The 11,832-nt window shown below is 57.0% G+C and carries 15 protein-coding genes; 1 reads left to right on the top strand and 14 read right to left on the bottom strand.

Annotated features, from left to right (window positions below):
- Positions 1-97: 97 nt before the first annotated feature.
- Positions 98-2,932, top strand: coding sequence for an excinuclease ABC subunit UvrA (gene uvrA, locus AAIS01_RS21045; protein ID WP_343470520.1), 2,835 nt, complete (start codon positions 98-100; stop codon positions 2,930-2,932).
- 100 nt (positions 2,933-3,032) lie between these two features.
- Here uvrA and bfr read toward each other — a convergent pair whose 3' ends face one another.
- The 14 genes from bfr to rplF all read right to left on the bottom strand — a co-directional run bounded on the left by bfr (position 3,033) and on the right by rplF (position 11,820).
- Positions 3,033-3,497, bottom strand: a complete 465-nt coding sequence (bfr, locus tag AAIS01_RS21040; protein ID WP_025215751.1) for a bacterioferritin — start codon at positions 3,495-3,497, stop codon at positions 3,033-3,035.
- Positions 3,498-3,654: 157 nt separating this feature from the next.
- Positions 3,655-5,103, bottom strand: a complete 1,449-nt coding sequence (locus AAIS01_RS21035) for a catalase (protein WP_343470519.1) — start codon at positions 5,101-5,103, stop codon at positions 3,655-3,657.
- A gap of 223 nt (positions 5,104-5,326) precedes the next feature.
- Positions 5,327-5,713 carry a 50S ribosomal protein L17 gene (gene rplQ / locus AAIS01_RS21030; RefSeq protein ID WP_003186009.1) on the bottom strand — a complete coding sequence of 129 codons (387 nt, stop codon included), beginning with the start codon at positions 5,711-5,713 and terminating at the stop codon, positions 5,327-5,329.
- Between the two features lie 42 nt (positions 5,714-5,755).
- Positions 5,756-6,757, bottom strand: coding sequence for a DNA-directed RNA polymerase subunit alpha (locus tag AAIS01_RS21025; protein ID WP_003186012.1), 1,002 nt, complete (start codon positions 6,755-6,757; stop codon positions 5,756-5,758).
- A gap of 22 nt (positions 6,758-6,779) precedes the next feature.
- Entirely contained in the window at positions 6,780-7,400 is a 621-nt protein-coding gene (gene rpsD, locus AAIS01_RS21020; RefSeq protein ID WP_003176404.1) for a 30S ribosomal protein S4, read from the bottom strand.
- Positions 7,401-7,418: 18 nt separating this feature from the next.
- On the bottom strand, positions 7,419-7,808 hold the full coding sequence (rpsK, locus tag AAIS01_RS21015) for a 30S ribosomal protein S11 (RefSeq protein ID WP_002555466.1): 390 nt from the start codon (positions 7,806-7,808) through the stop codon (positions 7,419-7,421).
- A gap of 30 nt (positions 7,809-7,838) precedes the next feature.
- The gene (gene rpsM, locus AAIS01_RS21010) at positions 7,839-8,195 is read right to left on the bottom strand and encodes a 30S ribosomal protein S13 (protein WP_047229770.1); all 357 of its coding nucleotides are present in this window, start codon (positions 8,193-8,195) and stop codon (positions 7,839-7,841) included.
- A 130-nt stretch (positions 8,196-8,325) separates the two neighbouring features.
- Positions 8,326-8,442 carry a 50S ribosomal protein L36 gene (gene rpmJ / locus AAIS01_RS21005; RefSeq protein ID WP_002555468.1) on the bottom strand — a complete coding sequence of 39 codons (117 nt, stop codon included), beginning with the start codon at positions 8,440-8,442 and terminating at the stop codon, positions 8,326-8,328.
- 30 nt (positions 8,443-8,472) lie between these two features.
- The gene (gene secY, locus AAIS01_RS21000) at positions 8,473-9,801 is read right to left on the bottom strand and encodes a preprotein translocase subunit SecY (protein ID WP_047229771.1); all 1,329 of its coding nucleotides are present in this window, start codon (positions 9,799-9,801) and stop codon (positions 8,473-8,475) included.
- A complete protein-coding gene (gene rplO, locus AAIS01_RS20995) occupies positions 9,802-10,239 on the bottom strand; it encodes a 50S ribosomal protein L15 (RefSeq protein ID WP_003186032.1) in 438 nt (145 codons plus the stop codon). It abuts the gene before it with no gap.
- A gap of 3 nt (positions 10,240-10,242) precedes the next feature.
- Positions 10,243-10,419 (bottom strand): 50S ribosomal protein L30, encoded by a 177-nt coding sequence (gene rpmD, locus AAIS01_RS20990; RefSeq protein WP_003186033.1) that lies wholly within the window; start codon positions 10,417-10,419, stop codon positions 10,243-10,245.
- Positions 10,420-10,421: 2 nt separating this feature from the next.
- Positions 10,422-10,922 carry a 30S ribosomal protein S5 gene (gene rpsE, locus AAIS01_RS20985; RefSeq protein WP_003186035.1) on the bottom strand — a complete coding sequence of 167 codons (501 nt, stop codon included), beginning with the start codon at positions 10,920-10,922 and terminating at the stop codon, positions 10,422-10,424.
- 3 nt (positions 10,923-10,925) lie between these two features.
- The gene (rplR, locus tag AAIS01_RS20980; protein WP_003186037.1) at positions 10,926-11,276 is read right to left on the bottom strand and encodes a 50S ribosomal protein L18; all 351 of its coding nucleotides are present in this window, start codon (positions 11,274-11,276) and stop codon (positions 10,926-10,928) included.
- A gap of 10 nt (positions 11,277-11,286) precedes the next feature.
- Complete coding sequence (gene rplF, locus AAIS01_RS20975; protein WP_003186039.1) at positions 11,287-11,820, bottom strand: 50S ribosomal protein L6; 534 nt, start codon at positions 11,818-11,820, stop codon at positions 11,287-11,289.
- Between the last annotated feature and the right edge of the window lie 12 nt (positions 11,821-11,832).

Raw genomic sequence — 11,832 nt, 5'->3', positions numbered from 1 at the left:
TTCATGTATGACTGCAAACGCACTTTCAATAGTGTGCATCCATCCAGTATTTGCCCGTATACTCCTACGTTTTCGACGCCCGCCGAGCGAGGCCACTTTGGACAAGATCCTGATTCGTGGGGCCCGTACCCACAACCTGAAGAACATCGACCTGACCCTGCCACGGGACAAGCTGATCGTCATCACCGGCCTGTCCGGATCCGGCAAATCATCCCTGGCCTTCGACACTCTGTACGCTGAAGGCCAGCGCCGCTATGTCGAATCACTGTCGGCTTATGCCCGGCAGTTCCTGTCGATGATGGAAAAACCCGACGTCGACACCATCGAAGGCCTGTCGCCGGCGATTTCCATCGAACAGAAGTCGACTTCCCATAACCCGCGGTCCACCGTCGGCACCATCACCGAGATCTACGACTACCTGCGCCTGCTGTATGCGCGGGTCGGTATTCCTCGGTGTCCCGACCACGACATCCCACTGGAAGCCCAGACCGTCAGCCAGATGGTCGACCTGGTGCTGGCCCAGCCCGAAGGCAGCAAGTTGATGCTGCTGGCGCCGGTCATCCGCGAGCGCAAGGGCGAACACCTGATGGTCTTCGAAGAACTGCGCGCCCAAGGCTTCGTTCGGGCGCGAGTCAATGGCAAGCTGTGTGAGCTGGACGAACTGCCGAAGCTGGATAAACAGAAAAAGCATTCGATCGATGTGGTGGTCGACCGCTTCAAGGTCCGGGCCGACCTGCAACAGCGGCTGGCCGAGTCCTTCGAGACGGCGCTGAAACTGGCCGACGGCATCGCTCTGGTAGCGCCGATGGACGACGAGCCCGGCGAAGAAATCATCTTCTCGGCGCGCTTCGCCTGCCCGATCTGCGGCCACGCCATCAGCGAGCTGGAACCCAAGCTGTTCTCCTTCAACAACCCGGCCGGCGCGTGCCCGACCTGCGATGGCCTGGGGGTCAAGCAGTTCTTCGACACCAAGCGCCTGGTCAATGGCGAACTGACCCTGGCCGAGGGCGCAATTCGTGGCTGGGACCGGCGTAACGTCTACTACTTCCAGATGCTCGGGTCGCTGGCGGCCCATTACAAGTTCAGCCTGGACAAACCCTTCAACGAACTGCCCGCCGACCAGCAGAAATTCATCCTGCACGGCAGCGGCTCACAAAGTGTCGACTTCAAATACCTGAACGACCGTGGCGATATCGTCAAACGCTCCCACCCGTTCGAAGGCATCGTGCCGAACCTGGAGCGGCGTTATCGCGAGACCGAATCGGCCAGCGTGCGCGAAGAACTGGCCAAGTTCCTCAGCACCCAGCCTTGCCCCGATTGCCGCGGTACCCGTTTGCGTCGGGAGGCGCGGCATGTGTGGGTCGGTGAGAAAACCCTGCCAGCGGTGACCAATCTGCCCATTGGCGACGCCACCGACTACTTCGGCGGCTTGAAACTCATTGGCCGCCGGGGCGAAATTGCCGACAAGATCCTCAAGGAAATTCGCGAGCGCCTGCAATTTCTGGTGAACGTCGGCCTGGACTACCTGACACTCGATCGCAGCGCAGATACCCTGTCTGGCGGCGAAGCCCAGCGTATCCGCCTGGCCAGCCAGATCGGTGCCGGCCTGGTGGGGGTGATGTACATCCTCGACGAACCGTCCATTGGCCTGCACCAGCGGGACAATGATCGGTTGCTGGGAACCTTGAAGCACCTGCGGGACATCGGCAACACGGTGATCGTGGTCGAGCATGACGAAGACGCGATCCGCCTGGCCGATTACGTCGTGGACATCGGCCCGGGTGCGGGCGTGCATGGCGGGCATATCGTCGCCCAAGGCACGGCCGCCGAAGTCATGGCGCATCCCGACTCCCTGACCGGCAAATACCTGTCGGGCCGGGTAAAGATCAAGGTGCCGGCCAAGCGTACGCCGCGCAACAAGAAACTGTCGCTGAGCCTCAAGGGCGCCCGTGGCAACAACTTGCGCAACGTCGACCTGGACATCCCGATTGGCCTGCTGACGTGCGTGACCGGCGTGTCCGGTTCCGGCAAATCGACGCTGATCAACAACACCCTGTTCCCCCTCAGCGCCACCGCCCTGAACGGCGCTACGACCCTGGAAGCCGCCGCCCACGACAGCATCAAGGGCCTGGAGCATCTGGACAAGGTTGTCGACATCGACCAGAGCCCTATCGGCCGTACACCGCGCTCCAACCCGGCGACTTATACCGGGTTGTTCACGCCAATCCGCGAACTGTTCGCCGGCGTGCCGGAGTCCCGTTCGCGCGGCTATGGCCCGGGGCGTTTCTCGTTCAACGTCAAGGGCGGGCGCTGCGAAGCCTGCCAGGGCGACGGCCTGATCAAGGTCGAAATGCACTTCTTGCCGGACATCTATGTGCCGTGCGATGTGTGCAAGAGCAAGCGCTACAACCGCGAAACCCTGGAGATCAAGTACAAGGGCAAGAATATCCACGAAACCCTCGAGATGACCATCGAAGAGGCCCGGGTGTTCTTCGACGCGGTGCCGGCACTGGCGCGCAAGCTCCAGACGCTGATGGATGTGGGGCTGTCGTACATCAAGCTTGGCCAATCGGCGACAACGTTGTCCGGCGGCGAGGCCCAGCGGGTCAAGCTGTCTCGCGAGCTGTCCAAGCGCGATACCGGCAAGACCTTGTACATCCTCGACGAACCGACCACAGGCTTGCACTTCGCGGATATCCAGCAATTGCTCGACGTCCTGCATCGCCTTCGCGACCATGGCAACACCGTGGTGGTGATCGAGCACAACCTGGATGTGATCAAGACCGCAGACTGGCTGGTGGACCTGGGGCCGGAAGGCGGATCCAAGGGTGGTCAGATCATCGCGGTGGGTACGCCCGAGGAAGTGGCCGAAATGAAGCAGTCGCACACTGGCTACTACCTCAAGCCGTTGCTGGAGCGTGACCGGGACTGATTCCTCCCCGGACACGAAAAAGCCCCTGTCATCTGATCGATGGCAGGGGCTTTTTGTTTTTCTGTAGGAGCGAGCCTGCTCGCTCCCACAATTATCGCGATTAGAACTGCGACTGCAGGTAATTCTCCAACCCGATCAACTTGATCAGACCCAACTGCTTCTCCAGCCAGTAGGTATGGTCTTCTTCGGTGTCGTTGAGCTGGATGCGCAGGATCTCACGGGTCACGTAATCGTTGTGCTGCTCGCAGAGCTCGATGCCCTTGCACAGCGCGGCACGGACTTTGTATTCCAGGCGCAGGTCGGCAGCGAGCATGTCTGGCACCGTGGTGCCGATGTCCAGATCATCCGGGCGCATGCGCGGTGTGCCTTCGAGCATCAGGATCCGGCGCATCAACGCATCGGCGTGCTGTGCCTCTTCTTCCATCTCATGATTGATACGTTCGTAGAGCTCGGTAAAACCCCAGTCCTCGTACATCCGCGAGTGGATGAAATATTGATCACGGGCTGCCAGTTCGCCTGTCAGCAGCGTGTTGAGGTAATCGATTACGTCTGGGTGACCTTGCATCGCCCTACATCTCCACAAGCTTTGAAGGCTCTAGTTTGAACCAAGCTGACCGCAAGGTCACTCGCCTATCGCAATAAAAGCGAAGAAAATCCGAGAAAAGCCGGCTAAATAACGCAAAAACCGCCCAATTGAGGGCGGTTCTGCTTCTCGTTTAGACTTAGTTAAGCTGTACGCCCAACGCTTTGGCGATGCCTTCACCATAAGCGACATCCGCTTTGAAGAAGTGCTGCAGCTGACGATCGACGACATCCGCCGATACACCAGACATTGCACCCGCGATATTGCTGATCAGCAGGGCTTTCTGGGCATCACTCATCAAGCGGAACAGCGCACCGGCGTGGCTGTAGTAGTCGGTATCTTCGCGGTGATCGTAACGGTCTGCCGCTCCCTCGAGCGCCAGGGCTGGTTCAGCGTAACGCGGAGCCTGCTTGGGGGCCTCGACGTAGCTGTTGGGCTCGTAGTTCGGCGCCGCACCGCCATTGCTGCCGAACGCCATGGCACCGTCGCGCTGGTAACTGTTGACCGGGCTGCGCGGGGCGTTGACTGGCAATTGCTGATGATTGGTGCCCACGCGGTAGCGGTGCGCATCAGCGTAGGCGAATACACGACCTTGCAGCATGCGATCCGGCGAAAGGCCAACCCCTGGAACCATATTGCTCGGCCCGAACGCCGCCTGCTCAACCTCAGCGAAGTAGTTCAGCGGGTTACGGTTGAGTTCCAGTTCGCCGACCTCGATCAACGGAAACTCTTTCTGCGACCAGGTCTTGGTCACATCGAACGGGTTCTCGTAATGGGCCGCGGCTTGGGCCTCGGTCATGATCTGGATGCAGACGCTCCATTTCGGGAAGTCTCCACGCTCGATTGCATTGAACAGGTCCCGCTGGGCGTAATCCGGATCTGTGCCCGCCAGGCGTGCTGCTTCAGCCGGCGCCAGATTCTTGATCCCTTGCTTGGTCTTGTAGTGCCACTTTACCCAGTGACGCTCACCTTGGGCATTGATCAGGCTGTAGGTGTGACTGCCAAAGCCGTGCATGTGACGGTAGCCATCGGGGATGCCGCGATCAGAGAACAGAATGGTGACCTGGTGCAACGCTTCCGGCGAATGCGACCAGAAATCCCACATCATTTGGGCACTTTTCAGATTGCTCTGGGGAAGGCGCTTCTGTGTATGGATGAAGTCGGGGAATTTCAGCGGATCGCGAATGAAGAACACAGGGGTGTTATTACCCACGATGTCCCAGTTCCCTTCCTCGGTATAGAACTTCAAGGCGAAACCACGTGGGTCGCGCTCAGTATCCGCAGAGCCACGCTCGCCACCCACTGTGGAAAAACGCAGGAACGTTGGGGTCTGCTTGCCGACCGACTCAAACAGCTTGGCGCTGGTGTACTGGGTGATATCCCGGGTGACGGTAAATGTGCCGTAAGCGCCTGATCCCTTGGCGTGTACACGGCGCTCGGGAATGTTCTCGCGATTGAAGTGAGCGAGCTTCTCGATAAGGTGGAAGTCGTCGAGTAGCAGCGGGCCGCGCGGGCCGGCGGAGCGAGAGTTCTGGTTATCGGCGACAGGAGCGCCGCTGGCGGTCGTAAGCGTTTTGGTCTGGCTCATGCTCAATCTTCCTAGGTCGGTCTTCAAACTGCCGGCTAATCGGCTGGAAAGGAGTATTGATCATGTTAATGACAGTATCCAAATTCATTAAATCATGGGCATCGATAGTCATTATCTAACTCCGCCTGATTGCCAGACACGAAGCCAGATAAGAGATGATTGACACTTTTTGACCAGACACAAAAAACCGGGCGCTAGGCCCGGTTTTTTGTATGTTGCCGTCTTACTCAGCGGATACAGCTTCACCGCTGGTAGCACGATCAACCAACTCGACGTACGCCATAGGCGCGTTGTCGCCAGCGCGGAAACCGCACTTGAGGATGCGCAGGTAGCCACCCTCACGGGTAGCATAACGCTTGCCCAGGTCGTTGAAGAGCTTACCAACGATAGCTTTCGAACGAGTACGGTCGAAAGCCAGACGGCGGTTAGCCAGGCTGTCTGTCTTGGCCAAAGTGATCAGCGGCTCAGCAACGCGGCGCAGTTCTTTGGCTTTCGGCAGTGTAGTTTTGATCAGCTCGTGCTCGAACAGCGACACCGCCATGTTTTGGAACATGGCCTTGCGGTGCGAGCTGGTGCGGCTCAGGTGACGACCACTTTTACGATGACGCATGGTTCATTCCTTACCAAACACAACGTTCGGTGATTACGACGATCAGGCAGTCGCCTTGTCGTCCTTCTTAAGACTTGCAGGCGGCCAGTTGTCGAGGCGCATGCCGAGGGACAGACCGCGGGAGGCCAGAACGTCCTTGATTTCAGTCAAGGATTTCTTGCCAAGGTTCGGAGTCTTCAACAGCTCTACTTCGGTGCGCTGAATCAGGTCGCCGATGTAGTAGATGTTTTCCGCCTTAAGGCAGTTAGCCGAACGTACAGTCAGTTCCAGATCGTCAACCGGGCGAAGCAGGATCGGATCAATCTCGTCTTCCTGCTCGACAACCACTGGCTCACTGTCACCTTTGAGGTCGACGAACGCAGCCAACTGCTGTTGCAGAATGGTTGCAGCGCGGCGAATGGCCTCTTCAGGATCCAGGGTACCGTTGGTTTCCAGATCAATAACCAGCTTGTCCAGGTTGGTACGCTGCTCGACACGGGCGTTTTCCACCACGTATGCGATACGGCGAACCGGGCTGAACGAAGAGTCAAGCTGCAAGCGACCGATGCTGCGGCTTTCGTCTTCATCGCTCTGACGCGAGTCTGCCGGTTCATAACCACGACCACGAGCTACGGTGAGCTTCATGTTCAGGGCGCCGTTAGACGCCAGGTTAGCGATTACGTGATCGGGGTTAACGATCTCGACATCATGATCCAGCTGAATATCGGCAGCGGTAACCACCCCCGAACCCTTCTTCGACAAGGTCAGCGTAACTTCGTCACGACCGTGCAGCTTGATAGCCAGGCCTTTAAGGTTCAACAGGATTTCAATTACATCTTCCTGTACACCTTCGATGGCGCTGTACTCATGGAGTACACCGTCAATCTCGGCCTCGACTACTGCACAGCCGGGCATTGAGGACAACAGGATGCGGCGCAGCGCGTTGCCCAGGGTGTGGCCGAAACCACGCTCGAGAGGCTCGAGTGTGATCTTGGCGCGGGTTGGACTGACAACCTGCACATCAATATGGCGGGGTGTCAGGAACTCATTTACCGAAATCTGCATGGATGCACCTATTTTCTAGCCCTTACTTGGAGTAGAGCTCGACAATCAGGCTTTCGTTGATGTCGGCGGACAGATCACTGCGAGCAGGAACGTTCTTGAAAACGCCCGACTTCTTCTCAGTGTCTACTTCTACCCATTCTACGCGGCCACGTTGGGCACACAGATCGAGAGCTTGGACAATGCGAAGTTGGTTCTTTGCTTTCTCGCGAACAGCAACCACGTCACCAGCACGAACCTGGTAGGACGGAACGTTTACGGTCTGACCGTTAACGCTGATCGACTTGTGCGATACCAGCTGACGGGATTCGGCACGAGTAGAACCGAAACCCATACGGTATACAACGTTGTCCAGACGGCATTCGAGCAGTTGCAACAGGTTTTCGCCGGTTGCGCCCTTCTTGCCAGCAGCTTCTTTGTAGTAGCCGCTGAATTGACGCTCGAGAACGCCGTAGATACGACGGACCTTCTGCTTTTCACGCAGTTGGGTGCCGTAATCGGACTGGCGACCGCGGCGTTGGCCGTGGATACCAGGTGCTGCTTCAATGTTGCACTTCGATTCGATCGCGCGCACGCCGCTCTTCAGAAAGAGATCGGTGCCTTCACGACGAGCGAGTTTGCATTTTGGACCAATGTAACGAGCCATTCTTTACAATCTCCTGGATTACACGCGGCGCTTCTTCGGCGGACGGCACCCGTTGTGCGGGATTGGCGTCACGTCGGTGATGCTGGCGATCTTGTAGCCACAGCCGTTCAAAGCGCGGACTGCGGATTCACGACCTGGACCTGGGCCCTTGACGTTAACGTCGAGGTTTTTCAGGCCGTATTCCAGCGCAGCTTGACCAGCACGCTCAGCAGCTACTTGAGCAGCGAACGGGGTGGACTTGCGGGAACCGCGGAAACCCGAACCACCGGAGGTTGCCCAGGAAAGAGCGTTACCTTGACGGTCGGTAATGGTCACGATGGTGTTGTTAAAAGAAGCATGGATGTGGGCGATGCCATCAACCACTGTCTTTTTAACTTTTTTACGAGGACGAGCAGCAGGTTTTGCCATGATTAAATTCCTGTCGATTCGCTGGGGCGATTACTTGCGGATCGGCTTACGCGGACCTTTACGGGTACGCGCGTTGGTCTTGGTACGCTGACCGCGTACTGGAAGACCACGACGATGACGCAGACCGCGATAGCAACCGAGGTCCATCAAGCGCTTGATTTTCATGTTGATTTCGCGACGCAGGTCACCTTCAGTGGTGAACTTCGCCACTTCGCCACGCAGCTGTTCAATCTGCTCGTCGCTCAGATCTTTGATCTTTGCCGCTGGGTTGACCCCAGAGACTGCACAAATTTTCTGTGCAGTAGTGCGACCAACACCATAGATGTAGGTCAGCGAGATAACAGTATGCTTGTTATCTGGAATGTTAACGCCTGCAATACGGGCCATTCAGTGGGACTCCAATTGACAGCTACCTACGCCCCGGAAGCCAAGAAATAGGGCGCGAGATAATATCGCTGTAATAACAAATAATCAACCCGGCAGCGCACTAGCTGCCGGGCTTAAAGCACAATCACACTCAGCCTTGGCGCTGTTTGTGACGCGGTTCCGCGCTGCAAATTACCCGAACAACGCCTTCGCGGCGAATAATCTTGCAGTTGCGGCACAGCTTTTTCACCGATGCACGAACTTTCATCACCAACTCCTCGAACCTTATGGACGCTACTCAGCGCAACATGCCGCTGCCGTAGCCCTTCAGGTTGGCTTTCTTCATCAGGGATTCGTACTGGTGCGAAACGAGGTGCGATTGTACTTGGGACATGAAGTCCATCACAACCACGACCACGATCAGCAACGAGGTCCCGCCAAGGTAGAACGGAACGTTTGCCGCAACCACCAGGAACTGGGGAAGCAAGCAGACGGCCGTCATATAGAGAGCACCGAACAAGGTCAAACGAGTCAAAACGCCATCAATGTAGCGCGCCGACTGCTCGCCCGGACGGATACCCGGAATAAAGGCACCGGACTTCTTCAGGTTTTCCGCTACGTCTTTCGGATTGAACATCAACGCCGTATAGAAGAAGCAGAAGAAAATAATCCCTGCACTAAACAGCAGAATATTCAACGGCTGACCAGGAGCGATCGACTGCGAGATGTCCTGCAGCCAGCCCATACCTTCAGACTGACCAAACCAGGCACCCAGCGAAGCCGGGAACAGCAAAATGCTGCTCGCAAAAATAGCCGGAATAACACCGGCCATATTCACCTTCAGCGGCAAGTGGCTAGTCTGCGCAGCAAATACCTTGCGGCCCTGCTGACGCTTGGCGTAGTGAACAGCAATACGACGCTGACCACGCTCAATGAACACCACGAAACCGATAATCGCTACTGCCAGCAAACCGATAGCAACCAGGGCAAAAATGTTGATGTCACCCTGACGAGCAGACTCGAAAGACTGCCCGATCGCTCTCGGAAGACCGGCGACGATACCTGCGAAAATCAACATCGAGATACCGTTGCCAACACCACGCTCAGTAATCTGCTCACCCAGCCACATCATGAACATCGCACCCGCCACAAATGTGGTTACCGCGACGAAATGGAAGCCAAAGTCACCAGTGAACGCTACGCCCTGCCCTGCCAGGCCGATGGACATGCCAACAGCCTGAACAAGAGCAAGGACGACGGTGAGGTAGCGGGTGTACTGGCTGATCTTGCGACGGCCAGCTTCACCTTCCTTCTTCAACTGTTCCAGCTGTGGGCTGACGGCGGTCATCAGTTGCATGATGATCGATGCCGAGATGTACGGCATGATCCCCAGAGCAAAGATACTCATCCGTTCCAGCGCACCGCCGGAAAACATGTTGAACAAGCTAAGAATGGTCCCCTCATTCTGTCGAAACAGGTCCGCGAGTCGGTCCGGGTTGATACCTGGAACCGGGATGTGTGCGCCTATTCGGTAGACGATAATCGCCAGGAACAGAAAACGCAGACGAGCCCAGAGTTCAGACATACCGCCTTTGCCGAGCGCAGAGAGAGCACCTTGCTTAGCCATTTATTCCTCGAACTTGCCGCCAGCTGCTTCGATAGCCGCACGCGCACCTTTGGTGGCGCCGATTCCCTTTCCGATGGTGACAGCGCGAGCAACTTCGCCCGACAGCATGATTTTCACACGCTGAACGTTCTGGTTGATCACGTTGGCATCCTTCAGGGACTGCACGGTGACGATGTCGCCATCCACTTTAGCCAGCTCGGACAGACGCACTTCTGCGCGATCCATGGCCTTCAGGGAAACGAAACCGAACTTCGGCAGGCGACGATGCAGCGGCTGTTGACCGCCTTCAAAGCCTGGAGCAATGGTGCCACCGGAGCGGGAGGTCTGACCTTTGTGGCCACGGCCACCGGTCTTGCCCAAACCACTACCGATACCACGGCCCGGACGATGCTTTTCGCGACGGGAACCCGGCGCTGGACTCAGATCATTGAGTTTCATCGATTAACCCTCTACACGCAGCATGTAGTAGGCCTTGTTGATCATCCCGCGATTCTCGGGAGTATCCAGGACCTCTACAGTGTGACCGATGCGACGCAGACCCAGACCCTTAACGCACAGTTTGTGGTTAGGGATGCGGCCGGTCATGCTTTTGATCAGCGTAACTTTTACGGTAGCCATGATCAGAAGATCTCCTTGACGCTTTTGCCACGCTTGGCGGCAATGGATTCAGGAGACTGCATTGCTTTCAAACCCTTGAAAGTGGCGTGAACCACGTTTACCGGGTTAGTCGAGCCGTAGCACTTGGCCAGAACGTTCTGAACACCAGCAACTTCGAGGACAGCACGCATAGCGCCGCCAGCGATGATACCGGTACCTTCAGAAGCAGGCTGCATGTACACCTTCGAAGCGCCATGGGCAGACTTCATTGCGTACTGCAGAGTGGTGCCGTTCAGATCAACCTGGATCATGTTGCGGCGAGCAGCTTCCATTGCCTTCTGGATCGCAGCAGGCACTTCACGCGACTTGCCACGGCCGAAGCCAACACGCCCTTTACCATCACCTACCACGGTCAACGCGGTGAAAGTGAAGATACGGCCGCCTTTAACGGTTTTGGCTACGCGGTTAACTTGAACCAGCTTCTCGATGTAGCCTTCGTCGCGCTTTTGGTCGTTATTTGACATAACTTAGAACTCCAGCCCAGCTTCACGAGCAGCATCAGCCAGCGCCTTGACGCGGCCGTGGTACTTGAAGCCAGAGCGGTCGAAAGCCACCTGCGAGACGCCAGCGGCTTTAGCACGCGTAGCGACCAGCTGGCCAACCTTAGTGGCCGCGTCGATGTTGCCAGTGGCGCCATCACGCAGTTCTTTATCCAAAGTCGAGGCACTTGCCAGGACTTTGTTGCCGTCGGCCGAAATGACCTGGGCGTAGATGTGCTGCGACGAGCGGAACACGCAGAGACGCACGACTTCGAGTTCGTGCATTTTCAGGCGTGCTTTGCGAGCGCGACGCAGTCGAGTAACTTTTTTGTCGGTCATTTGCTATGCCCTACTTCTTCTTGGCTTCTTTACGACGGACGACTTCGTCCGCGTAGCGCACACCTTTGCCTTTGTACGGCTCTGGTGGACGGAAGTCGCGGATCTCGGCGGCCACTTGACCTACCAGCTGCTTATCGATGCCCTTGATCAGGATATCGGTCTGGCTAGGAGTCTCAGCGGTGATGCCTTCCGGCAGTTCATAATCCACTGGGTGCGAGAAGCCAAGAGCCAGGTTCAGCACTGTGCCTTTTGCTTGCGCCTTGTAACCAACACCGACCAGCTGGAGCTTGCGCTCGAAGCCTTGGCTTACGCCTTGGACCATGTTGTTTACCAACGCACGAGTGGTACCAGCCATTGCGCGAGTCTGTTGATCGCCATTGCGAGCAGCGAAACGCAGCTCACCAGCTTCTTCAACGATCTCAACGGACGAATGGATGTTCAGTTGCAGAGTGCCCTTGGCACCCTTCACCGAAAGCTGTTGGCCTGCGAATTTGACTTCGACACCGGCTGGCAGCTTAACGGGGTTCTTAGCGACGCGTGACATGCTTATCCCCCC

The sequence above is a fragment of the Pseudomonas halotolerans genome (assembly GCF_039581215.1).
GTDB classification, from domain to species: Bacteria; Pseudomonadota; Gammaproteobacteria; order Pseudomonadales; family Pseudomonadaceae; genus Aquipseudomonas; species Aquipseudomonas tehranensis.
Note: the sequence above shows the minus strand (reverse complement) of the source record. Positions and strands in the feature narration are given on the sequence as shown.

What these genes read in the sequence shown, in the direction of transcription:
- bfr (WP_025215751.1), bottom strand. Translation starts at nt 3,497, where the DNA reads ATGCAAGGTCACCCAGACGTAATCGATTACCTCAACACGCTGCTGACA.
- AAIS01_RS21035 (WP_343470519.1), bottom strand. Translation starts at nt 5,103, where the DNA reads ATGAGCCAGACCAAAACGCTTACGACCGCCAGCGGCGCTCCTGTCGCC.
- rplQ (WP_003186009.1), bottom strand. Translation starts at nt 5,713, where the DNA reads ATGCGTCATCGTAAAAGTGGTCGTCACCTGAGCCGCACCAGCTCGCAC.
- AAIS01_RS21025 (WP_003186012.1), bottom strand. Translation starts at nt 6,757, where the DNA reads ATGCAGATTTCGGTAAATGAGTTCCTGACACCCCGCCATATTGATGTG.
- rpsD (WP_003176404.1), bottom strand. Translation starts at nt 7,400, where the DNA reads ATGGCTCGTTACATTGGTCCAAAATGCAAACTCGCTCGTCGTGAAGGC.
- rpsK (WP_002555466.1), bottom strand. Translation starts at nt 7,808, where the DNA reads ATGGCAAAACCTGCTGCTCGTCCTCGTAAAAAAGTTAAAAAGACAGTG.
- rpsM (WP_047229770.1), bottom strand. Translation starts at nt 8,195, where the DNA reads ATGGCCCGTATTGCAGGCGTTAACATTCCAGATAACAAGCATACTGTT.
- rpmJ (WP_002555468.1), bottom strand. Translation starts at nt 8,442, where the DNA reads ATGAAAGTTCGTGCATCGGTGAAAAAGCTGTGCCGCAACTGCAAGATT.
- secY (WP_047229771.1), bottom strand. Translation starts at nt 9,801, where the DNA reads ATGGCTAAGCAAGGTGCTCTCTCTGCGCTCGGCAAAGGCGGTATGTCT.
- rplO (WP_003186032.1), bottom strand. Translation starts at nt 10,239, where the DNA reads ATGAAACTCAATGATCTGAGTCCAGCGCCGGGTTCCCGTCGCGAAAAG.
- rpmD (WP_003186033.1), bottom strand. Translation starts at nt 10,419, where the DNA reads ATGGCTACCGTAAAAGTTACGCTGATCAAAAGCATGACCGGCCGCATC.
- rpsE (WP_003186035.1), bottom strand. Translation starts at nt 10,922, where the DNA reads ATGTCAAATAACGACCAAAAGCGCGACGAAGGCTACATCGAGAAGCTG.
- rplR (WP_003186037.1), bottom strand. Translation starts at nt 11,276, where the DNA reads ATGACCGACAAAAAAGTTACTCGACTGCGTCGCGCTCGCAAAGCACGC.
- rplF (WP_003186039.1), bottom strand. Translation starts at nt 11,820, where the DNA reads ATGTCACGCGTCGCTAAGAACCCCGTTAAGCTGCCAGCCGGTGTCGAA.